Below are 22,390 nucleotides of genomic sequence, written 5' to 3'. Positions count from 1 at the left end.
CAATCCTTTCGATTTATGTTATAAAACATCTGCAAACTGCGGTTTCATCTTTTGAAAAACCATTTTCCCAACAAATAAACATATAATCGCAACAACCCAGAAATAACTTGTTAACACAGGTTTTTCAAAAAACCATTTTTCTTGAAAAAAGCAATTTCTATACCCCTCCACAACATAGAATACCGGATTTAATTTTACAATCCATCGAAACTTTTCAGGAACAGTTGTATATGGCCAAATAATAGGAGTGGCCCAGACTCCAATCTGAAGAATAATACTTACAATTTGACCCAAATCCCGAAAAAACAATATAAGTGCAGATGTAACTAGTCCGATCGCATAAACCAATGCAATCATACAAACCAAGTAATATATTAGCTGTATAGAATAAAACGATATTCTATTTCCGGTTATAAACGAAATTATGAATAATAGAACAATGAACGCAACGTGCACTATCAATGTCGATATAATCTTTACTATAGGCAATAATTCAATATTAAAAACCACTTTTTTTACAAGATAACTATATTCCAACAAGCAGTTGGTAACAGCATTCACAGCATCAGAAAAGAAAAACCATGGAACCATTCCAGTAGCAAACCATAAAATGTATGCTACATCTTCTACTGGAGGAGTAGATTTTAAGCCAAATTGAAACACACACCAATATACTAATATCGTAATGACAGGCTGAATAAATGCCCAAAAGATTCCAAATGAAGACCCTGCATATTTAGTTGAAAAATCATTATATGCCAAATCCCATATCATTTCTTTATTTTTGTATATCATTTTGAACACACCAGCTCCTCCTTTTTCGCTTAGTATTTTGTCAAATTCTTCCTTTTTATCTTCTCTACTATGAATGATTTTTATTCTTTTGTCAAGTAATTGTAATTTTTTTGTTACTGCTTATCAACTCTAATTCTTCCTTGGTCAATTTCCTGAAAAACCTCCATCCCTTCCGAAAATCAGAATATTTTACGCACCTTCCCAAATATAAACACACACGATACCAGTATAATGGATAAATACTGATTTTTCCCGCATTTAAATACTTTCTGCAGTAATAAATCTCACTGCGTACATTATGGGCAAAAGAAAATGCTTTAACCGATTTCGTGCTGGCCCCGTGGAGATGCTCAATCACCGCATTGGGATTGTATATAGTCACAAAATTTTTTTGTTCCATTTTTATGCCAAGAATTAATTCCTCTTCATACAAAAAAGGATATTCATCTAATGGTGTAACTGCATCCGCACAGCTTTTTGACATCATAAAACAACATCCTAAAACGGCATACACCTGAAAAATTTCATCATAGTTTCTGTCAAATCCAAAATAGGTTTCATATTCTTTTTTAAAAATTATATTCGCTCTGGTGCGTACCAGATACTTCTCTTTCATTCCTGTCTTCCTGCACAAATTGCTTTTTTGCACACAGCCTTCCCTGTCAAAAATTTTAGGGCCGACAATACCTACTTCGGGGTTGCTCTTTAAAAAGTCACATAATACTTGTATCGTATTTTTTTTAAAAAGCACATCATTATTGGATATTAAAATAAAACTGCATCCCAATTCCTGAGCTTTTTTTATACCCACATTATTGCCTGCATTGTATCCGAAATTTTTCTTATTTCTTATAAAAATCACGTGATAAGTGTTTATAAATTCTTCCAAATTATATTTTGGCACACTTTTTGATGCATTATCCACCAGAATAATTTGAAAATTTTCCAGGGGCGGATTACTATTTATGCTTCTGATACACCTGTAAGTATCCTGCCAATTTTCATAATTTAATATCACAATACCAATCATATGCTTATTCTCTATGCTCAAATTTCCTTTTCCTCACTCTTTTTATTATCCTTATGGGTACAAGCCCCACAATCAATGGTTTTATAACAAAACGCAGATTACCTCTAAGAATACCCAATTCTCTGAACCCCTTATATCTCACTATACTCTCATTTAACCGATAACAATATCTGCGCTTTTTATAAGCCTCTTTGTCTTCCCGATAAAAAAATAAAAAATCCTGCAAATTGTATCCTTTATATCCTTTTGCATAAAGACGCATAAAAAGTTCGTAGTCTTCTGTTCTCACTGCGTAGGGCTCTTCTGAATATCCCCCCAGCTCATCCATAATATTTTTACGAATCATAATAGAAGGATGCACAAAGGGAGATGTGTACAAAAAATCCTTATTTTGAGGAATTTCCTGCAGCCTTCTTTCTCCCCATATTCCCTTGGAATCTATGAATTTCACATTGCAGCCCGTTAAAGAATATTCCGGATGGCTGTCCAAAAACTGAAGCTGTTTTTCTAATCTCCTTTTATCGGAAATATCATCCCCATCCATACGGGCAATATATTCACCATGGGCATGGGACAAACACTTATTTAAGGCAGCAGATAATCCTAAATTCTGTTTATTGCGCAGAAGAATAATCCTGTTATCTTTACTGCAAAATTTTATTAACCAATTATAAAATTCTTTGTCTGAACCATCATCACAAATAATAAATTCTATATCTCTTTCTGTCTGGTTTAAAATGGAATTTATCGCTTTTCCTGCGTTTTGTTTTTGCTCATTATAAATCCCCATGATAACAGATATCAATTCCGCCTCACCTCTCCATGTATATATCACGCATTTTATCATTCACTATATTTTTCCCAAACTTCCGAACCCTCTTTTGGTTAAACTCCCCCATTCGGCAAAAAAGTTCCTTCTGTTCTGTGAACATATGATACATTCTATTTATAGCTTCTGCAAACTCATCCACGCTGTAGGGATTAACCAATATTCCCCCCTGGGATTTGATTAAATCTATATTTCCCCGGATACAAGAACAAATAACAGGCATTCCTGCAGCCATTGCTTCCATAAGTGCAACGGATAACCCCTCCCGATAAGAAGCAAAAATAAAAGCATCAGCCGATTTTAACAATTCTGGTATATCCTCTCTGTACCCGGTAAATTTTACAGTTTCCTGCAGCTTATGGCTTCTGACATACTCTTCTAAATTCTCTTTTTCCTCTCCAATTCCGCACATTACATATACGATATTTGTGTTTTTTAACCTCTCTATCGCCTGTATCACTGTTTTCTGATTCTTATTTAGTGAAAATTCTGCAACATGAATTAGTACAAATGCATCTTTTGCAATGCCTAAATCTTCTCTGAGTTTTACATTATAGACAGCATTTTCATATTTCTTTACATCAATTCCTGCCCCGGGCAGATAAACCAGTTTCTTTGCTTTCATATGCCTTTTTGCAAATGCATAATCTTCCCTGTTTATCGTAACTAAAACATCTGTTATAAAACTTGACAACCACTCTATAGGATAGATTAATAACCAGTTTTTAATCGGTGCGCCTTTGAAAAAATGGAATCCATGAGCCACATAAATCACTCTTGTACCTGATTTTCTGATATTCCTGCATGCAAAACGGGTGACTACCCCGCCGATTGGGGTCTGGGTATGAACAATACTATACCGTTCTCTATCACATAATTTTTTCAAAATTCTATAGGATTTTAAAATATCCCGGGCACAAAAAATATCCCGGGGGATTGGAACATGATAAACTTCTACCCCTTGTTCCTGCATCTTTAATTTAAAATCACGAAGCCTTTCTAAATCTGTCACATTACCCTGTTTAAAATTTGCAGCTATATCTACTTTATATCCCAGTTCTTTTAAAATTCCTATATTATCCATATTGAATAAATCTATCATAGAAGCCACAGTAGCGGTTATGAATGCTTTTTTTTCTGTGTTCCCTTTCTTTGCTGTCTTTCTTTTTATCTTGTTCACCATTTTCACCCAAATTCACCTTTCACCGCTAAGTTTTCAGCGTAGTTTTAGAATCTTTGTATAACTTCATTAACCCCATCGCTTTCTCTATCTCCTGCTGTGGCGTTTTCTGGCTTTTCTTTACAAATCCATTTAAAAATACCAGCCCTTTATTTTGAAAAAAGAACAATCTAAAAATCCTACCTGCGCTCACGGAAACCCGGTATTCAAACACGCCTTCCCTGAAAAAGTAAAAAATGATTTTCTTCCATCATATCCAGAATGTCAACAAATTCTTCCTACAAATAATTGCAAAAATCATCCTCTAACGCAAACTGCCCTTTTAGGGATAGTTCATTCAGTATGAATTCCACTCTTTCTCCTCCGGAAACCCAACATTTTGTTGAGATCTAAATCAAACTGATCAAATAAATCTTTTCTCTGTCCAGGGTCAAAATCTTCTGACATAAGTTCTGCTGTTTCGGAAGACCTATATCCCTTCTCAGTTTCAAGACATCTCCCTCTTTGAACAATGTCATTTCCACAGCATGTCCCTTAGAATCCTCAACCCCTGCCCTGATGTTCTTTTCATTACTGTAAACGCATCTGTTTTCTTCCAATGTTCCCATAGAAAGGAAACGTCCGTTTAATCCCACCGCATTTCCAAAGTTCTGTCCCACAAACAGCAGGCCTTGTAAAATAGAAGATTTTCCTGATAAATTTGTTCAAATTTGTTCCTATCAAAATATTCAATCCGGAACAATCCATGGCAATATTCTTTGCGCTTTTCATGTTCTGTATATTTATCTTTTTTATCATATTAATTTAACGACCTTCCTAGTTCTTCCATATCACCTAAATAGGTATACGCCTCCCCTGTATGGTCTTTAAGATGGCCCGTTCGATATAAATAAAATGCGATAAAACGGTTTAAAAGATATTTATCCTTCATCCTTCTTTCACAAATGCATTTCCGGTTGCCATACGAAATTCTTCACTTTCCGCCAGGCGGGTTAACCGTTTTGTAGCCTCTCCCTGATACAGCGCATTACGGATTTCCTGCTTGGTAAGCTGCACTCCGCCTCTGTTCACTCTGTCAAAAATATCAACCTTTATACAATCCGGCGTAGGCGCATAATCACATGCGCCTGGATTTGGTAATCTTCCAGCCGTCCCTTTAATACAGGGGATAAATCCGAAAACCACATATGATTTAACTGTGTCAAAATTTTTAACCCGCTTAACCGATAAGAATTATCCATAAAATCAAACAATGCTGTCAGCCTCTGTCTCCCGTCTATTACAATCAAACGCCCGTATTTGTCCTGACTAAAGTAGAAGTTTGGCAATGGAAGCCCCATCAGTACGCTTTCAATCAATTCCGCTTTCCGCTTATGCTTCCACACAAAATCCCTCTAAAAGTCACTGTCCAAAATAATTCTTTTTTGTTCATTATCATATCTTCTCTTCAATTCGAAATCCGTATAAAATCCTTTATCAATTTTTATTCCATTCATGGGATATATCTGCTCTTCATCTCTTTCGAATTCTTTTCTTTCTATCATCATATCCACGAATGTCACCTCCTATGCATCGGCGCACTGTCTCCTATGACCCTTTCCGCACCAGTTCCATGCCCTTCAAATAAATGTCATTCATATGATAGCGTACCGTATCACTTTTCTTTCTCTGGTATTCTTTCAATATTCCAATATCTTTTAATTCATCAATGTCATTCCTTATATTATCTTCATCTAAGCCGCATTTCACCAACCCTGTGCGGAAAGCATTTTCTTCCACAGGAAAATTGGGGCAAAAATTTCTAAGTTTATCAAAAAACACCTTGTACTTGGGATATTCCTCCCCCATATCGGTAATACGATCCTTTGAAACTGCTTTCATAGACTTTTCCAAAGATTTGGGTGCTATAATTTTTGTCATGCCCGCATCTTTTTCTGATTTCAGTTCTTCTTCCGCTGCCGCTGCAAACAATTTTAAAACGCTTCTGGGAAATATCTGATCATTTGTGTCACATAACCTGTTTCTAATCCAATTGTAAACATATCCTTTGTTCCCTTTTCCCATTTTTTCCCCAACCAGACATTTTAAAACCACTTTATTCACATCTATCTGAGGACGCGGAACGAGCCCTACCCCCTCTTTATCTGGTACAGAATACCCCTCGCCCTCTAACGCAGCAAGAACCACCTTCTTCAATTTTTCATTGTTTTCCACCATACGTTTCCAAACCATTGCCAGCAAATGGTCATAATCCCATTCTATTTTTGTCTTATAGTTATCCAGTTTTATCTTATCGGTCAGGTAGTTTACTTCATTACGAAAAATGTCATCCCGAAGGAAAATTTTTGTACGAAGCCCTCTGAAACGTACCATAACTGTGTACCAAAGGTTCAACAGTTCCGATAACATTTTTCCTCTGTAATCCGGCCTCAAAAGTTTATCCAGTTTATCATAAATAACAATGACTTGCTTCTGTTTGTTCTCTAATTCACTGTCAACTTCTTCCAAAAAGGCCCACAACTGTTCATCCATTCCGGTGTGATTTTCCATCCAAAGGGTTATCTCACTATATTTTAATTCCAAAATTTCATCTATCTTTCCCGGCAAAGAAATTTTAAGTTTCATAATAGTTTTTTCTAAGGTTTTAATTAAAAGAATTTTCCAATACATAGAATACATTTTCATATTATCCGTATCACCTACTGCGTCAAAATTGTAAGTAGACGGAAAGTCCCTTGTTTCGTCCATTCCCACAACCCAGGTAGTATTTTCTATTTCTTTCTCAGATGCATTTAAATACCTTGCCAAACCTTTGATATACTGTGTACATTTCAAGACGTTAAACAGCTGGGTTTTCCCTGTGCCTTTAGCACCAGTAATCAGGAATTTATTTTGTTCAAAAATGTATTTATACTCCTGTAGCGGATAAAAATCTCTCTTTAATTCCTCATATATGATTTCCTGGGTATCTGCTGATGGCGTTTGAGACGGAATCATGTCCTTAATAGACATGAGCATATCGTTCTTATCCTTGGCAGAAAAATTCTGTGTGAAAAAGTCCTGGTCGCCATCCATCAGTTTATCTGCCAGACTTTGGTACACTGCCCCTTTTTGCTCCAAAACATTATTCAGCCGCAGGGACGAATTCAAATTTGTAAGCAATTCATCATAGTAAACAGACAGGGGGTAATGCGGAGAACTGTTATCAAACAATTCCGGTGTCCCTTCCTCAAAATACTCTGCCTTTTCCAATACCTCTAAACTTGTCTGGGCATACAGGCCGATTTCTTCTCTTTCTTCCTCCTCATTCACCGGCGCCGGGGAGTTTAACAGATAAAACGGCAAATCCATCTTCACCAGTTTGGGCAATACAAATTTTAATCCCTGCATATTCTGTTGATTTCCATAAAATACCAGGACTGCTTCATCAGAATATTTCAACATTGCCAATCCGCCAATATCATGAATACCGGCTCTAGCGTCAATCAAAATATAATCCGGCTTATAAACCTTGTCTATCTTTTGAAGTAAAAAGTCAATTGCTCCGTTTTTTTGGAAAAACTTTGGCATATTGAAATCTATTCTGGACAGCTTGCTATAATAATTTGTTCCAATTTCAGAACGGATATCCATAGCCTGCATGACATAAACTTCTCCGCCTTTCAGTCCCAGCAGGGCCTTAGAAGTAATTGGATATACATACTCCCTGATATCAATTTCTTCCCTTTCTTTATCGCTTTCTACCAAAAAATCAACCACGCCGTATGAAGGATATTCTCCGTTTTCTTTTAATACAGTGGATAATCCAGGCGCTTCTAAGTCAAAATCAACCGCCACGACTTTTTTTCCCGCCCTTGCCATCTGCAATGCAGTCAACGCTAAAGTTGTGGTTCTCCCAACTCCGCCTTTATAGGAATAAAAGGTAACCACTTTTGCTTTAGTTTCTGTTTTGATCCTTGACAAACGATTCCAGGATTTCTTAACTAACGGTCTTTCCCCAAAATAAACATTATTTTGATATTTATCAACCGTATCACAGATTTCTTTATAAATCAAATCCGTTTCTTCCAATTTTGAAACCTGACCGCACCATTCCTTTCCTAATTGTTGCTCTAATTCATAAGTATATTGCTTAAAGTCCACGGACGCAGCGCCCTGGATATATACTGCTATTTTTCCAAACACATCACGAATGACGTAATACCTATTTTCCCCTATTGTATGCCCGCTGACATAATCTATGGCTTTTCTTTTGATCTCGTCAAAATGTCTCATATTACCACACTCCATCTACCTGCATCTGAATGATTGTATCTGCTAACATTTCCATCTCTTTATATATCTTTTCCGCTGTCTCTTCCGTATTCCACTCATGAGAATTACTGGCATAACGAATTGTAAAAGGGTTCCAGCCGCTCAGTAATACGGGACATATATCCCCCAAATCCTGACAATAGGTAGACAAAGGCGACCCCATAACGGCTATGTTTTTAACGTATTCATTTAAATTATCTATATGATGAGAAAATCCTCTTGTCGCCTGTCCTTCAAAATCCCCGCTCTCTGCTGCCAATTCCACCATACGTTTTCCATAACATTCCACTACATACCCTGCAAGGTAACAAGCATTGAGCCATTGCTTATTTCGATACAAAATTGTTGAACTGTCACACATCCGTATAGCTGTATCCTGATAATTATCTTGTGCCACTTACATTTCCCTCTTTCCCCTGCTGTCAAATCCTATTTTTATCATTATACTAATTTCTTAAAATATCCATTATCTGCATACACTTCACAAAATTCCTTTTTCTCCAAAAACATGATTTCCTTATAAAATTCCTTTTCGTATGTATCCTTCAATACTTGAATTTCTTTCTGGTAATTCTGTTCATCCTTGTACATGTCAGGTTCTTTCGACTTTCTCTCGCCGCTGCCCTGTTTGGGTTTTACTCTGTTTATATTTTTGCAAAACCCCTGTACCCCTGCTCCGTAAGATAACCCGTCATGATACACCAAGCATAATATCACTTTCTTCCCAATTTCTGCTGCCTTGCGGTTTCTCCAAAATGTCTCTGCCAGAATCAAATGCGTATCGGTACACTTCTGCGCTATTTCACTCATATATCCCTTCATCTTAAAATGATGGGTATTTTTAAATTCCATAACAAGATAGTTTCTTACATCATCCTGATAATATGCATCACAGGATCTTAAATTTTCTTCTCCGCTGCGATATGTCCTGCAAAACCACTTTTTGATTTCATCAAAGTTATAAACATCTGTTGTGCTATATTTGGCATCCATTAATGCCTGTCCCTCCACTGTAGACTTTGATGCCTCATGAAGACTGCTGATATAATCTTTTGAATTGAACTCCAAGCTTTTTCTCCTACATAATCTGATTGAAAGGCTCCGCTAACTGGTCATAGACCACGCCCAGATTTTCCGTCACGTCTTCGCTTTCATACATCCCCGGCTGTTCCGCCGGTTTCATCAAATAGAACCTGCACACATCCAGCGCTCCATGTAAATCTGCAAAATATTCCATCGCCCTGACAAAATACGGGCTGTGGGAATTTAGATAAATCTGAATCCCCAATTTGCACTGAAACAGCACCAGAAGTTCCGCCAGTTTTAACTGCCATTCTGGATGCAGATTGGTCTCCGGCTCATCGATGATAACTAATGCGTCCTCCAAAAACACACCATTTTCCAGTAATCTTTTCAATATTAGAAAGATTTTCATGCCGGATGCCACATTGGCAAACTCAACTTCATGGTTACACCAATTTTCAAAATATGACAGTCTTCCTTCTTTCTTCTGTATATCCCCGTCAACTACGGAATCCAGAATTTCCCCTAAAATCTCCTGCTGATAACGTATTTTTTCCTTTTCCTCCGCTGTCCAGTCCTGAATATTTTTTTCATCCAGCAGCATTTCCGCCAATTCTTCATTGGCGTATATATTATCTCGCAGGTAACGAGCCGCACTGCCTTTTCGATAACTTCCCAGGGAATCTATGAGATCGGATGTGGTGATATAGATTGTTTTTTTCATCTGCGTCAGGCTTCCTTTTTTATAGGTATATTCTAACACCTGCTCGTCCTCAATCTCTACAGATAACGTCAAATTTCCGGAAATATAAATTGCAACGGCATTTTCCTCTTCCCCAAATGTATTGACCTGCTTTCCAAAAATCCTTTCCCACACAGATTGGATGACATAACTTTCATAATACGAAATCCTCTTCTCCCGTATTTCGTGATATTTATCAAAAAGATCTCTTATCTCATCTTCACCACACGCTTCTATCCCGTAAGAAATAGTTATATCTGCTACATTCCTATAAAAAACTTCCCATTCCATCTCTTTCAAAAACAATCCACGTATCTCCCGGCGCATCTTTATCTTATCATGCACTTCCAAATCTGCAATTTCTTCTACTTCGTTCTGCCAATTTGCAAGCGTTTTTGTAATGCTTCTTCTCCGTTGTAAGACTGCCTTGCTTCTCAGTCCATAAAATGTTTCCTGCAGGGCATAGAGCGTTTTGCTTACCGTACTTTTTCCACTCCCGTTAGCGCCTGCCACCACGGTAATCCCCTGACACTCTACTTTCGCCTCGGCAACCCGTCCAATATATTGAAGTTCTAATCCCATATTTCTCCTTTCGGGTCATATCCTTTTTTTTCCAGTTCTCCCGACAAATCTTCATAACAAACAGGACATATAACCCCATCTGTCAAAGATTCAATGATTATCAGATTATTACAGAAAGGACAGCGAATCATTTCCTCTTCCTCCTCTTCCCGGGACTCAGACTCTTCTTCCTCACTCTCATCATAAGGATGGCTTTCCGCCACATTTCCACACTCATCACAGTACCATAACAAATCTGATTCCAGGAAAAATAAAGTTGTTCGTTTGCAATGCTCACAATACATTTCCCGATTATTTACCATAGATATTCTCCATCTGTTCTGTCCTCCTCACCGATTCCCCAAACCCGGCTGCCTGGTACTCCTTATCTTCCTCTGATTTCTCATAAACCAAATCCCCAAACACTTTGCCAAAAACCGGGATTCGGCCGGTCAGAAGATCTATCAATTTACCTCCAAAGGGAATCACCCATGTTCTTTTTCCATGGGCTTTTCGTATCTCTCTTACCAGCTCTGTGGTATTGACATACTCCCTGTTCTGAGGACATACAATCCTATATGATTTTTCTGCATGTTCTATTTCATGGCAGATGCAGGCGCAGAGGTTTTCAATATAAATCATGCTCCGCTTGTTATCTACCCTTGGGAAAAACGGAAGCTTTAAAGCCAGGGATGCAAGTCTCTTATAATTTCCCGGACAGTTTCTGCCATACACCAGAGGGGGTCTTAAGACAATCACCTGAAACCCGGAATCTGCAATCTTTTTCAATCTCTTTTCTGCGCTAAGCTTGGCCTTGCCGTACATGGTGACAGGCTGTAGTTTCGTATTCTTTTTAATGTACGAAACCTTGTCCCCGTAAACCGCCATAGTGCTTAAGAAAACAAACTGAGCCACGCCGGATTCCTTTGCCTTTGCTGCAATGTTTACAGGTAAATCCGCATTTATCTGTTTATACAAGCTGCGCATCTCCTTCTGTTCTTTTTGATGGACCACTGCCGCCAAATGGACCACTGCCTGGTATTTTGTATAATCTATCTCCCGCCACTTTTCATCCCGCACACTTACCGCATCTATCTGCCAGCCTATTTTTTCTTTATCCACATACTCCTGCAGTGATTTTCCGATATAACTATTCTCCCCGGTAACCAATATCCTTTTTCCCATGTCTGCCTTTTTCCTCCTGGATTTTCTTTATTCTGGCAGCATACGCTGACATCCTCTCATTCAGCTTCTGCAAATGCTTTTCATCTCTTCTGGCAATCTCAATATTCAGACGTATATCCTTCGCCTGGGAAATGCATTTATATGCCGCAGGGAAATCCCCTTCTTCCTCTAACAGCATTCCCAGCTTTTCCAATTCCTCTCCTCTCAAAATCCCCCCCCCAGCATCTTTTGGCCAAATGTCTGCTGCCTTTGCAAAACAATCTGCTGCCCTCTCATTCTGCCTCATGCAGATATACACCGCCCCCAAATTATTCCAAAGCCCTACTAAAAAAGGGCACTTTTCATCAAAATTGTTTATGGTATCATGTATTGTCTTTTCATACAGTCCCACCGCTTTCCCATATTTTTTTTGGGCCGACCATATTTTTGCAAGAATATCCCTGGCATAAATGACTTCTAAGCCATACTCTTTTTCCATTTCACTTATCAGATATAATGCCTTTTGCACGCTTTTTTCCGCCTCCTGGTAACGATGCATGAAAAAAAGAATTTCCCCTTTTAAACTTTCTGCTTCCGCAAGTTCCGGCCCCGGGCTTACAAGCCTGCCCTCCGTTTCTTTCTTTACAAAATCCACAAGGACAAGCGCTCTCCCATACTCTTCCATGTGCATCCATGCCTTAGCCAATTCTATCCCAGCAGTGTAATATTGAAAGGAAAAACTTTTCTTCCAAAACTGTTTATCTTTTTTATCAATCAGCTCCCTCATCCACTCTTTCGTATCTGCATCGCAATACCTATACAGCCTATTCCACAATCTTACTGCATCACTTTTCCGGCTGTCTTGAACTTCACAAAGCCCGGTGTCTGCAAATTCTTTTTTATATTCCTGTAGTTTTTTGTCTGCTTTTACCAAATCCCCGTCGGGATATCTGATTTCCTCAAAACGGGCCAGACGCTCTTCCATTTCACTGTAAAATTCAAAATGGTTCATAATACAGGAATATAAATCCCTGGCATATCTGTTAAACAGAGACGCCGCATAATGTGAAACTCCAAATATCCACACCTTGTTCATGGCCAGCATCTGGTCACGCATATAATTCAAATTTTCAAAGAATTTTTTTCCCAGTTTTTTAAAACACAGCTGCAGGTTACACAAAAACACCACCTGGGCATCCCCGCACCTGTGGAGCAAAGCCTGAAGTTTTCCCATTTCATCAGGGTATTCACCTTTAGAAAGCGTTTCCATATTCAGAATGCAACAGTTCTTTTGCACTTCATTTTTTATCTGCTCTGCAACCTCTGTCTGCCGCAGGGCGTCGGCCCTGTAAAGGCACATACCAGAAGTTATGTTCCCAATGGCTAATTTCATCATTTCCAATTGTTCCTCATCTACTGTTTGAATATTACCCATAAGAACATACCTCCTTATTAGATTTTATTGCATTCTTTAAGCCACTGTTCCACCAGCGGATGCAGATCGCACCAGCGTTTCCCGTTATATTCCAACACGGCGCAAACCTGTAAAAGATTTGTAATGCTCTCTGAGGAAGATACAAACTTCTCTCCCTCATATATTTTCTTCAATTCCGGTATGTCTGCATCCGAATATCTGCTGTTAATATCAGATTCCAGTTCATTTAATACCACTGCCACATCTTCTATGGAAATGGAAGAACTCCCTCTCCGCTGTGCCCGGATGGCGGCATTTGAGATACACCGGAATAAATCCCTGATATAACCCCCTGTCTTATCAATTAATTCTACCAGGGCATCTTCGTCAAACAGAGAAAGATTGGCCCGCTTGGCGATAATTTGCCGCATGGTGTTTTTCCCTTCCTCATATCCTTCCGTATATTGTCCCCTTTCCCAATTCCGAAGCTTTATCATGGGAAGCTTGGAAGGATTTGGAAAATAATTTAGTATATCGCCATATTCCAGGGTATAGGTCAGGGCTATGGGAAAAGTTGTGACGAAATGTATGGGCAAAGCCCGAAATGTGGAACCGTTATCCCGAAATATCTTTTTCGCCTGATTCAGCGGGACCCTGTCCAATCCATCCAAAATAATCAAGGGTACTTTCCTCATATTCTTTTGTTCACATTGGGCAGAAATATTTTCTATCACCTCTTCAATTTTCCGAATGAGTTCACCGCTTTTCGGGACGATTTTCCTCCGGATTTGCATTCTGGAATCTGAACTGTTTTTAATTACGCCTTTAATCTGTGCCATCAGCTCTAAAAGTCCCGGCAGCCCTGCTTTCGCTTTCGCACTGCTGTGAATTTCCGTCTGGGCCTGAACAGATACAGCCTCTGTCATTTCAATTTCTTCTTCCCAATAGGCATAAATATCTTCTACTAAATTTTCATCCAGCTCCATCCCCAGCTCACTGGCCCTTCGCACTAACAGATCCAAAAAGAAAAAAAGTATATCCGTATATTCAATGTCCACCAAATCCAGCTCAAGGTCACATCTGCCCATACATACAAAGAAATCAGCTTTTTTCACTCTCTGCAAGAGTTGATACAATTCCGTTGTCTTTCCACACCCGGGATGGCCGATAAACAATTTATGAAGATATACTTCCCTGCAATCCTCAAGCTGTAAAGCAAAATTTTCCACAAAATCAGAATATACATCCCCGGTTCTTGCCAGGGCTGTATTTAAATAATACGCTTCCAGTTCTGTGCTTGTGCTTAAAGGCTCCGAATTAAATGCATCTTGTATTTGATTCAGGACTTCTGCTTTCCCCTTCATCCCCTCTTTCTCCTCTTCCCCTGCTTTTTCATCTCCCCTGTTCCGCCTTCATAAACCCCGTCGGCCTTAAGGACAGAGACAAAGGTTCCCAAAAAACACCGCAGGTCAAAAGCAAAACTCATCCTCTTTACATATTCCCCGTCCAGCTTTGCCTTCACGGGAATCTCAAGCTCATCCCTGCCGTTTATCTGGGCCCATCCGGTAAGTCCCGGCAGCACATCGTTGGCACCGTATTTGTCCCGCTCCGCCACCAAGTCGTCCTGGTTCCAAAGCGCCGGCCTTGGCCCCACAAAACTCATATCCCCCTTTAATATATTAAAAAGCTGGGGCAGTTCGTCCAGGGATGACTTTCTTAAAAAATGACCGACTTTTGTAATATATTGGTCCGGATTTGCCAGCAAATGGGTCGGCATATCCTTTGGCGTATCGATCCGCATGGTACGGAATTTGTAAATAGGAAAATATGTCTTATGGATGCCCACCCTTTTTTGTTTAAAAAGCACCGGGCCTCTGCTGTCCATTTTAATAGCAATACATAAAAGAAGCAGCGCCGGGGATAATACCAGACACGCCCCAAAACTTAAGATCAAATCCAGGGTGCGTTTCCATTTCATATAACTCCTTTGTTTTTCCGTAAACCTATATTTCATATACTCTCCCTCACTATTTTGCAGCTATGCGTTTTGCTCTTTTTGTCATAATTGATTCCCACAAAAAGTATCTCTCCCTCATATCCGTTCAGGGCTTTCCCGTACTGTTTCTCCTTTATCTGGTCGATGGCTTCCTCCGCCGACCTGCCCCATTTTAATTCCACCACCATGGGGATTTTACTTTTTTTCCGGGGGAAGAACACAAAATCCGCAAAGCCTTTCCCTGCCGGCATCTCCCGGACAATGGTATAATATTTCCTGGCACTGTAATATGCCAGGGTAAGCACGCAGCTTAAAGAATTTTCATCATTGTAAGTTAAAACAGAGGCAGTATCCATATGGATTTCATCAATCCCCGCCGCAACACTGGTCTCGTTTCCGCTTAAGGTATCCTTAAGAAGCTGATCCGATTTCTCCAGTGCCAAAACCAGTTCCTGCCAGGAGGTATGTTTGACTGCCCGGATAAATTCGTCTCTGATTTCTTCATTGGGAATATACACTTCCTCTTCTTCCCCGTCATAGGCAAGATAGCCCAGATGAATCAAAAGAGCCAAAACATCGTTTTTATCCGCAAAGCTTACCATGTCATTCTGGAAAGACCTGGCATCCATCCCGCACCTGCCCCCTCCAATCATCTGAATAATATCATTCTTTAACCCGTCAAAATCCATTTCAATGTAAATGCGCAGGGATTCATATGTCTCTGTGGCTGTCCAGTAGTTGGCAAAATGTTCTGAAAATATGGATTCCACCACAGATTTCGGATTATATACATGGCCAATCCTGCGAAAGCTGTAGCCGTCGTACCAGCGTCTCATTTCCTGAAAATCCATGCCATATTCCTCACACAGCCCGCTGACCTCCTCCTCCGTAAAACCTACATATTCCTCCAGACACCCGGAATCCACCATGGTATACTCATAAAAATTGTTGAGGGCAGACTGGGTTCCGTATTTCTTAATGGGCAGAATCCCTGTCATATAGGCCAACAATATAAATTGCTCTGACTGTACATCCTTAAACATAGACCGCAGGAAACCCAGATACTCCTCCTGAAGCTTTCGGTTTTCCTTGTCCGAACGGAACAGACAGTCCCACTCGTCAATCAGTACTATAAACTGCCTTCCTGTCTTTTGGAATACATCCGCCATTGCCCCAGGCAGGGAAACTTCCCTCTCTTTTACCGCCTCCGGAAATTCTTCCCGTAGTTCTTCTATTACCTCCCGCTGAAGATAGGAAACTACGCTGATATTATCCCCATGCCGCACCGCATTTAAGGTGCGATCCCGCATACCCTGCATATCAATGAAAATCACGTCATATTGATTCAGATGTTTTTCAAAAGATGCCGCCTTTTCAATGATACGCCCTTTAAACTGCTCCCTGGAATCACAGCTCCTGTCATAATATGCCGCCAGCATTTTTTCCGCCATAGTTTTCCCAAAACGCCTGGCCCGGCTGACACACACCCATCTCTGCTCTGTTCCCAGAACACGGTTCATTTTCTCAATCAGCCCTGTTTTATCCACATAAATCTGAGAATTAATAGCACTCTGGAATCCCAGATTCCCGGGATTTAAATATTTCCCCATACTCTTACGCCCCCTTTTCGGGATGGTAGGTGGGCACAATGCGTTTGACCCATTCCCTGATATCCTCCGGCTCTTTTACCACATAATCCTTAAGCTCCTCCAATTCCTCCATGAATTTTTCCTCATCCATCTCAATGGGCCTGCCGATGTGAATCATTTTATTGGCGGTACTTTGCAATCCTTCTTCCTCCATCAGCATCTCCTCATAGAGTTTTTCTCCTGGGCGCAAGCCTGTAAACACAATTGGAATATCATCATTTGGCTTATGTCCGGAGAGGAGAATTAAGTTCTTTGCCAAATCCAGGATTTTTACCGGCTCCCCCATGTCAAGGACAAAGATTTCCCCTCCCTTTGCGTATGCTCCCGCCTGCAAAACAAGGGATACCGCCTCCGGGATTGTCATAAAATACCGGATGATTTCCGGATCTGTCACCGTCACCGGACCTCCCCGTTCTATCTGCTTTTTAAACAATGGAATCACGCTTCCGTTGCTGCCTAACACATTCCCAAAACGGACAGCCACATACTCCGTATCGCTGCGCTTGTTGTAAGTCTGGATAATCATCTCGCAGATACGTTTGCTGGCTCCCATAATATTGGTGGGATTTACCGCCTTATCCGTGGAAATCATTACAAAACGTTTTACATGGTAACGGTTGGCAGCCTCCGCCATTTTCCATGTGCCGATGACATTATTTTTTATGGCCTCATTGGGACTGTCCTCCATTAAAGGCACATGCTTGTGGGCCGCTGCATGATACACAATTTCCGGGCGGTAGGTCTCAAATATGGAATTCATACGGTTCGTATTGCGCACAGAGGCAATAAGAACCACCATATCCATTTCCGGATATTTTGCCTTTAACTCGTTTTGTACATCATATGTGGAATTTTCATAAATATCCACAATTACAAGCCTTTTGGGATGGTGGCTGGCAATCTGGCGGCAAAGCTCGCTCCCTATAGAGCCCCCGCCCCCTGTTACCATAATTACCTTGTTTCTCACATACTCCATAATGGAATCCAAATCCACTTCAATGGGTTCTCTGCCCAGCAAGTCGTTGACATCCACATCTTTCAGCTTGCTGACACTTACATCCCCATTCACAAGCTGATAGATTCCGGGCAGGTTTTTCAGTTCGCATCCTGTCTCTTTGCAGATATCCAGAATCGCTTTTTTCTTCTTCGGGGACACCGACGGCAGGGCTATTATAATTTCATGGACATGGAGTTCCTGGCATTTTTCAATAATATCGTCCCTGTCTCCCACTATTTTTACCCCGTGGATAAACCTGCCTTTTTTACTCCTGTTATCATCAATCACACCCACTACCCGTTTCTTTAAATAGCGGCTGTTTTTTATTTCCTTTATCAGGGCGTCCCCCGCCTCCCCGGCGCCGATCACCAGTACATTCCGGGTATATTCCGCATCTCTGCGCATATTCCGTAAAGCCCGCAGTCCCCGGTACATATACCGGCTGACAAAAATCAGCCCCAGGAGAAAAATCCCAAAAAGGGCATAGTAACTTCTGGGCACCGGAAAGCCTGTCTCTGGGTGGGACAACAGCAAAAGTATCATATTTAAAATAGAAACGATTACACAGCCGGAAAAGACATACATGGTTTCAATAGCCCCGGCAAAACTCCAGATACTGGAATACAGGCGGAAAATCCAAAACACAAGTATGGTAATCACCGCGATTGCGGGATAGGCTTTCCACACATTTTCCACAAACTGCACCGGTATTGCAAAAAAGTTAAAGTCAAAGCGAATCAAAAGCGCCAGCATGCTTGCCGCAAACACAGCGCAAATGTCATAACACATTAAAAACGTGCGTCTTATCCACAGTTTTCTGTCTATATTCATTGATTTCATCCCGTATCTTCTTTCTCTTCCAAAAACTTTTATCATTCTACACACATTATCTGCATTTGTACAAAAATAATACACATAGATATGATTCACAATATCTATGTGCATTATAGCATTTCTTTCCATACTTGTAAACTTTGGCAGAAATGAAAATTTTCCTATTTCCTCCCGCAGCACTGCTTATATTTTTTCCCGGAACCGCAGGGACAGGGAGCGTTCCTGCCCACTTTGTTTTCTGTCCTCACATAAGGCATATCCCCCTCATAAAAAGATGTGCCGGTAAACCGCTTCATCTCCTGGGGATATTTTTCTGCAAAATACCCCTCGTTAAATTCCAGATACATCCTCCCGTAGTCTTTTAACAGCCTCTCCTTTAAAAAGATAAGATTTTTTTCATCGGAAAGCTGCTGAAGGAAAGGTTCGATTTCTTTATATAAAAAGCCATACTCCTGTTTTAAAATCTCCGCCTGCTTTAAAATTTCCTCTTTTTCCATAATCATGCAAAGCTTTGTGTCAGTTATGGCGAATTTTCTTATGTACGCATCGCACATATCGTCCTGGGACATAGCATAAAATGCTTCTGCCGCAAGGCGCATTGTCTTCCCAAAACGTGCATCCATCTCCAGTTTCTCCAGGCGCATGCCGATTTGTGCTGTCTTGATGAACTCCTGTATTCCCTCGTCATCAGCGATTTCCTGCATTGTGGAATTATCAGTAATCTCCTGCACGTTTTGCATAATTTTTTCCGCTAACTCAAACTCCTTTTCTCCCCATAGGGGGTTGTTAAGGAACTGGCTTAACAGCAGGATAATCACTACCGCCTCCTCCTGCAGATACTTTCCCTGAATCTCAAGGGCATGGAGTAATGAGGTCCCAATTTCCATAAAACAGGACGTTTCCTGTTCTGCGTCCATAAGAAGCAGCGCCGCATAAGCCTCCATATACTCCGGCAGATCCTCTTTCTCCCAGTCTTTGGGATTTTCCACCATCTCACGCAGCATGGCAAAGGCCTTATCTGTTTCCCCATATTCTGCGCACTCCCCGGAATACAAAAGGATAAAATCTTTATCCCGGATTCCCAGGTCATATGCCTTTTCTAATGCCGGAAATGCCTTTTGGGTATACCCCCGCTCCATGTAAGAAAACGCCAGTTCACGCCAGAACCAGGGGTTTCCCGGATCTTTTTTCACGAGAAGTTCCCCGTTTTTTACCGCTTTTCCCGTATTGCCGCAAAGCCTTTGGGCCATTACAAGAAGATACAAAAACTGTATTTTATCCGGGAAATATTTCCATGCCTCCTCAGCAGTGTCACGGAATAATATATCGTCCCCGCATTCCCTGGCTTTTGTAATCTGTTTCATCATGCTCTGTGCCAACGGGTCTTTTAACGCTTCAAAAGACGGCCCGTTTTCCCTGCCTTCATTTCTGGTAAGCTGTTCGTAAGCTTTCCTTATCTGCTGAAAATGTTCCGGGTCTTTCTCCGGCGGAAACTGCCTCACCAGTTTAAAATAGGCACGTTTGATTTCTGCAAGCTGTGCCCCCTGCTCCAATCCCAAAATTCTGTAATATTCTTCCATTTCTTCTCTCCCGTATTTTTCTACTCTAAATCTTCCAAAAGACCCAGCAATTCTTCCTCTACATCATTTGCTTCCTCTATATTGTCTTCTATCAGCGCCCGTTTCAAGAGATAGATACACTCCTCCAAATCTTCCTGATAAAAATTAATCTCCTCCGGGGAATCCAGATTTTTCAGCACACGCTCTGCACGGCGGATTACCGTCTTAAATGCCTTTGCATTTGGGGCGTCTTTCCATTTGCTTACATCCATCTTTGGGCTGGTTTCCCCTTCTTTCTCTTTCATCATATCAATACTGATTTCCGCCTCGTTCCCGGTGCTCACAATATTGGCTTTCACCCTCAGCATACCGTTCATATCATAGGAAAACTCCACGCCAATTCTCTCTGCCCCTGCTTTTTTTGGGGGAATCCCGGAAATGGTGAATTTCCCCAGAAAATGATTTCTGGATGCAATGCGCTCTTCCCCCTGAAACACTTCAATATCTGCGGCTGTCTGATAGTCCCAGCTTGTATAGTACATCTGGCTTTTCGTAACAGGAATGGTAACATTTCGGGGGATGATTACACTCATTCTGTCATCTGTAAACTCATCCTCAATGCGGATACCAAGGGTATAAGGATTTACGTCCGTCATAATCACGCTTTCTTCCTGATGAATTTTCCCGGAAAGAATTCCCGCCTGAATGGCAGCTCCCTGGGCCACGGCATAATCCGGATCTACCAGCCTGGAAGGCGCCATATGGAGATAATTTTCAATATCTTCCGCAATCATTGGCATTCTGGTGGATCCGCCCACCAGCAGTATTTTGTCAATATCCTCCGGCTTAACCTTTCCATCCCCCAGAACAACGTCAATGGGATGATGGGTTCTGTCTACAAGCTCCCTGGTCAGCGCCTTAAATTCCTCTGCGGTAACCGTGATATCCATAGCCAGGGGCTCTCCGTCTTTTTCCTCCAGCATGGGCAGAAGTATTCGGTAAGAATCCTCGGTACTTAAAGCTTTCTTGCAGGCCTCCGCCTCCTCTTTTACTTTTACCCTGGCGTAGAGGTTATCTGCCAAATCCACTCCAAAGACTTCTTTAAACTTCTTTTCCAGGTAAACCGCCAGGACTTCGTCAAAATCTTTTCCTCCCAGGGCGTTGTCCCCGCTGCTTGCCTTTACCTCCAAAACTCCCCCGAACATCTCCAGAAGGGTCACATCAAAGGTTCCCCCTCCCAGGTCGTATACCAGGATATGGCTTTCTTCTTCCATATGCCCCAGTCCGTAACTCAAGGCTGCCGCTGTGGGCTCGTTTAGTATCCGCTCCACTTCAAATCCTGCCAGCTTTCCCGCTTCCACTGTCTCCCGTCGCTGAAGGTCATCAAAATATGCTGGAACAGATATCACTGCCCGGCTCACTTCTTCCCCAGCAAATTCTGATATGTACTTTTTGATACCGGAAAGAATCTCCGCTGACAGTTCCACCGGCGTATACTTTTTCCCGCCTAAGGTAATTTTCTCTTCCGTACCAATTTTCCTCTTCACTTCAATAACCGTGCTCTCCGGGTGCATCATATACCGGGAACGCGCCTTCTCCCCTGCAAACAGCTTTCCCGTATCATCCACCCCCACTGCCGAGGGCATGATAAACGTCCCGTCTTGCACAGGCACCATACAAGGCTTTCCCTCCCGGATAAGGGCTGCCTCTGTGGTGGAAGTTCCCAAATCGATTCCTACGATAATACTGCCGTTACTCTCTTTCATCTGTATCTTTCTCCTTTACACAATATGCGGATACTTTTGCTTTTTTCCTGACTTTCCCCTTGTAGATATATCCCGGGGAATAAATTTCTGCAACTGTTTCTTTCAACTGTGGATTATCTGTTTCCAGCACCTGTATCACCTCATGAAGATCATAGTCCACAGGTCTTCCCGCCTCTGCAATCTGGCTAATGCCGCACATCCGCCGTTTTTTCTCAAGCTTCTCCTCCACAAGCTGAATCTGCTGAAATAAGTTTTTATCCCCGTTTCCGGCATACTTTTTTAACCCTTCTAACTGTTCCTGATACTCTTCAAACAGCTGTATAAAATTGTCTTCCTGGTTTTTCCAGTCCAACAGTTCCCCTATGCGGCTTTCCTCCCCTTCCCTGAAATCTTCCCATTCGTCTGTAATATTTTCTACCGCCATACGCTGCTTTTTCAAATCCTTTTGAATATCCGACAACTGCTGTTGGAGCCGTTCTGCTTCCTCCAAACGCTTTTGTTCCTCTTCTTTTCTTTTCCCAAACAACATGTTTACGT

The 22,390-nt window shown here is 41.1% G+C and carries 23 protein-coding genes; all 23 read right to left on the bottom strand.

Annotated elements, in window-relative coordinates; all coding sequences use genetic code 11:
• Positions 1 to 18 precede the first annotated feature (18 nt).
• The 23 genes from D7Y06_RS03285 to grpE all read right to left on the bottom strand — a co-directional run bounded on the left by D7Y06_RS03285 (position 19) and on the right by grpE (position 22,382).
• Positions 19 to 795, bottom strand: a complete 777-nt coding sequence (locus D7Y06_RS03285; RefSeq protein WP_120406472.1) for an ABC transporter permease — start codon at positions 793 to 795, stop codon at positions 19 to 21.
• 91 nt (positions 796 to 886) lie between these two features.
• Positions 887 to 1,846, bottom strand: coding sequence for a glycosyltransferase (locus tag D7Y06_RS03280; protein WP_243119050.1), 960 nt, complete (start codon positions 1,844 to 1,846; stop codon positions 887 to 889).
• Positions 1,830 to 2,672: a glycosyltransferase gene (locus D7Y06_RS03275; protein WP_120406409.1), complete on the bottom strand. Its 843-nt coding sequence runs from the start codon at positions 2,670 to 2,672 to the stop codon at positions 1,830 to 1,832. Before D7Y06_RS03275 ends, D7Y06_RS03280 begins: the two co-directional genes overlap by 17 nt.
• On the bottom strand, positions 2,638 to 3,837 hold the full coding sequence (locus D7Y06_RS03270; RefSeq protein WP_243119057.1) for a glycosyltransferase family 4 protein: 1,200 nt from the start codon (positions 3,835 to 3,837) through the stop codon (positions 2,638 to 2,640). Before D7Y06_RS03270 ends, D7Y06_RS03275 begins: the two co-directional genes overlap by 35 nt.
• Positions 3,838 to 3,862: 25 nt before the next feature.
• The gene (locus D7Y06_RS28510; RefSeq protein ID WP_442970371.1) at positions 3,863 to 4,072 is read right to left on the bottom strand and encodes a type II toxin-antitoxin system RelE/ParE family toxin; all 210 of its coding nucleotides are present in this window, start codon (positions 4,070 to 4,072) and stop codon (positions 3,863 to 3,865) included.
• A 151-nt stretch (positions 4,073 to 4,223) separates the two neighbouring features.
• Positions 4,224 to 4,493: a hypothetical protein gene (locus D7Y06_RS03260; RefSeq protein ID WP_147415573.1), complete on the bottom strand. Its 270-nt coding sequence runs from the start codon at positions 4,491 to 4,493 to the stop codon at positions 4,224 to 4,226.
• Between the two features lie 268 nt (positions 4,494 to 4,761).
• The gene (locus D7Y06_RS25810) at positions 4,762 to 4,905 is read right to left on the bottom strand and encodes a hypothetical protein (protein ID WP_158591202.1); all 144 of its coding nucleotides are present in this window, start codon (positions 4,903 to 4,905) and stop codon (positions 4,762 to 4,764) included.
• A 20-nt stretch (positions 4,906 to 4,925) separates the two neighbouring features.
• A complete protein-coding gene (locus D7Y06_RS03250) occupies positions 4,926 to 5,219 on the bottom strand; it encodes a DUF262 domain-containing protein (protein ID WP_120406404.1) in 294 nt (97 codons plus the stop codon).
• Between the two features lie 9 nt (positions 5,220 to 5,228).
• A complete protein-coding gene (locus D7Y06_RS25805; protein ID WP_158591201.1) occupies positions 5,229 to 5,387 on the bottom strand; it encodes a hypothetical protein in 159 nt (52 codons plus the stop codon).
• A gap of 34 nt (positions 5,388 to 5,421) precedes the next feature.
• On the bottom strand, positions 5,422 to 8,109 hold the full coding sequence (locus D7Y06_RS03245; protein WP_158591200.1) for a tyrosine-protein kinase family protein: 2,688 nt from the start codon (positions 8,107 to 8,109) through the stop codon (positions 5,422 to 5,424).
• A 1-nt stretch (position 8,110) separates the two neighbouring features.
• Entirely contained in the window at positions 8,111 to 8,545 is a 435-nt protein-coding gene (locus D7Y06_RS03240) for a hypothetical protein (protein ID WP_120406402.1), read from the bottom strand.
• A gap of 44 nt (positions 8,546 to 8,589) precedes the next feature.
• Positions 8,590 to 9,216, bottom strand: a complete 627-nt coding sequence (locus D7Y06_RS03235) for a hypothetical protein (RefSeq protein ID WP_120406401.1) — start codon at positions 9,214 to 9,216, stop codon at positions 8,590 to 8,592.
• A 10-nt stretch (positions 9,217 to 9,226) separates the two neighbouring features.
• Positions 9,227 to 10,495, bottom strand: a complete 1,269-nt coding sequence (locus D7Y06_RS03230; RefSeq protein WP_120406400.1) for an ATP-binding protein — start codon at positions 10,493 to 10,495, stop codon at positions 9,227 to 9,229.
• Complete coding sequence (locus D7Y06_RS03225) at positions 10,486 to 10,797, bottom strand: hypothetical protein (RefSeq protein ID WP_120406399.1); 312 nt, start codon at positions 10,795 to 10,797, stop codon at positions 10,486 to 10,488. Before D7Y06_RS03225 ends, D7Y06_RS03230 begins: the two co-directional genes overlap by 10 nt.
• Entirely contained in the window at positions 10,787 to 11,659 is an 873-nt protein-coding gene (locus tag D7Y06_RS03220) for an NAD-dependent epimerase/dehydratase family protein (protein WP_120406398.1), read from the bottom strand. Before D7Y06_RS03220 ends, D7Y06_RS03225 begins: the two co-directional genes overlap by 11 nt.
• On the bottom strand, positions 11,625 to 13,073 hold the full coding sequence (locus D7Y06_RS03215; RefSeq protein WP_120406397.1) for a tetratricopeptide repeat protein: 1,449 nt from the start codon (positions 13,071 to 13,073) through the stop codon (positions 11,625 to 11,627). The genes D7Y06_RS03220 and D7Y06_RS03215 overlap by 35 nt, the downstream gene beginning before the upstream one ends.
• Before the next feature lie 17 nt (positions 13,074 to 13,090).
• A complete protein-coding gene (locus D7Y06_RS03210; protein ID WP_120406396.1) occupies positions 13,091 to 14,416 on the bottom strand; it encodes a hypothetical protein in 1,326 nt (441 codons plus the stop codon).
• On the bottom strand, positions 14,413 to 15,066 hold the full coding sequence (locus tag D7Y06_RS03205; RefSeq protein ID WP_199714611.1) for a sugar transferase: 654 nt from the start codon (positions 15,064 to 15,066) through the stop codon (positions 14,413 to 14,415). The genes D7Y06_RS03210 and D7Y06_RS03205 overlap by 4 nt, the downstream gene beginning before the upstream one ends.
• Entirely contained in the window at positions 15,063 to 16,658 is a 1,596-nt protein-coding gene (locus D7Y06_RS03200) for an AAA family ATPase (protein ID WP_120406395.1), read from the bottom strand. Before D7Y06_RS03200 ends, D7Y06_RS03205 begins: the two co-directional genes overlap by 4 nt.
• Before the next feature lie 4 nt (positions 16,659 to 16,662).
• A complete protein-coding gene (locus D7Y06_RS03195) occupies positions 16,663 to 18,534 on the bottom strand; it encodes a polysaccharide biosynthesis protein (RefSeq protein ID WP_120406469.1) in 1,872 nt (623 codons plus the stop codon).
• Positions 18,535 to 18,689: 155 nt separating this feature from the next.
• A complete protein-coding gene (locus D7Y06_RS03190) occupies positions 18,690 to 20,108 on the bottom strand; it encodes a DnaJ domain-containing protein (RefSeq protein ID WP_120406394.1) in 1,419 nt (472 codons plus the stop codon).
• Between the two features lie 20 nt (positions 20,109 to 20,128).
• Entirely contained in the window at positions 20,129 to 21,853 is a 1,725-nt protein-coding gene (locus D7Y06_RS03185) for an Hsp70 family protein (RefSeq protein ID WP_120406393.1), read from the bottom strand.
• Positions 21,840 to 22,382 carry a nucleotide exchange factor GrpE gene (grpE, locus tag D7Y06_RS03180; RefSeq protein WP_120406392.1) on the bottom strand — a complete coding sequence of 181 codons (543 nt, stop codon included), beginning with the start codon at positions 22,380 to 22,382 and terminating at the stop codon, positions 21,840 to 21,842. The genes D7Y06_RS03185 and grpE overlap by 14 nt, the downstream gene beginning before the upstream one ends.
• Positions 22,383 to 22,390 lie beyond the last annotated feature (8 nt).

The organism is Roseburia sp. 1XD42-69 (assembly GCF_003612565.1).
In the GTDB taxonomy this organism is placed as follows: domain Bacteria; phylum Bacillota; class Clostridia; order Lachnospirales; family Lachnospiraceae; genus Roseburia_B.
The sequence above is the reverse complement of the archived record's forward strand: the minus strand, read 5'-3'. Positions and strand labels throughout refer to the sequence as shown.

Excerpts from the sequence above, each read along its gene's own strand:
- D7Y06_RS03285 (WP_120406472.1), bottom strand. The coding sequence starts at position 795 with ATGATATACAAAAATAAAGAAATGATATGGGATTTGGCATATAATGAT.
- D7Y06_RS03275 (WP_120406409.1), bottom strand. The coding sequence starts at position 2,672 with ATGATAAAATGCGTGATATATACATGGAGAGGTGAGGCGGAATTGATA.
- D7Y06_RS03270 (WP_243119057.1), bottom strand. The coding sequence starts at position 3,837 with ATGGTGAACAAGATAAAAAGAAAGACAGCAAAGAAAGGGAACACAGAA.
- D7Y06_RS03245 (WP_158591200.1), bottom strand. The coding sequence starts at position 8,109 with ATGAGACATTTTGACGAGATCAAAAGAAAAGCCATAGATTATGTCAGC.
- D7Y06_RS03230 (WP_120406400.1), bottom strand. The coding sequence starts at position 10,495 with ATGGGATTAGAACTTCAATATATTGGACGGGTTGCCGAGGCGAAAGTA.
- D7Y06_RS03225 (WP_120406399.1), bottom strand. The coding sequence starts at position 10,797 with ATGGTAAATAATCGGGAAATGTATTGTGAGCATTGCAAACGAACAACT.
- D7Y06_RS03220 (WP_120406398.1), bottom strand. The coding sequence starts at position 11,659 with ATGGGAAAAAGGATATTGGTTACCGGGGAGAATAGTTATATCGGAAAA.
- D7Y06_RS03215 (WP_120406397.1), bottom strand. The coding sequence starts at position 13,073 with ATGGGTAATATTCAAACAGTAGATGAGGAACAATTGGAAATGATGAAA.
- D7Y06_RS03210 (WP_120406396.1), bottom strand. The coding sequence starts at position 14,416 with ATGAAGGGGAAAGCAGAAGTCCTGAATCAAATACAAGATGCATTTAAT.
- D7Y06_RS03205 (WP_199714611.1), bottom strand. The coding sequence starts at position 15,066 with ATGAAATATAGGTTTACGGAAAAACAAAGGAGTTATATGAAATGGAAA.
- D7Y06_RS03200 (WP_120406395.1), bottom strand. The coding sequence starts at position 16,658 with ATGGGGAAATATTTAAATCCCGGGAATCTGGGATTCCAGAGTGCTATT.
- D7Y06_RS03195 (WP_120406469.1), bottom strand. The coding sequence starts at position 18,534 with ATGAAATCAATGAATATAGACAGAAAACTGTGGATAAGACGCACGTTT.
- D7Y06_RS03190 (WP_120406394.1), bottom strand. The coding sequence starts at position 20,108 with ATGGAAGAATATTACAGAATTTTGGGATTGGAGCAGGGGGCACAGCTT.
- D7Y06_RS03185 (WP_120406393.1), bottom strand. The coding sequence starts at position 21,853 with ATGAAAGAGAGTAACGGCAGTATTATCGTAGGAATCGATTTGGGAACT.
- grpE (WP_120406392.1), bottom strand. The coding sequence starts at position 22,382 with ATGTTGTTTGGGAAAAGAAAAGAAGAGGAACAAAAGCGTTTGGAGGAA.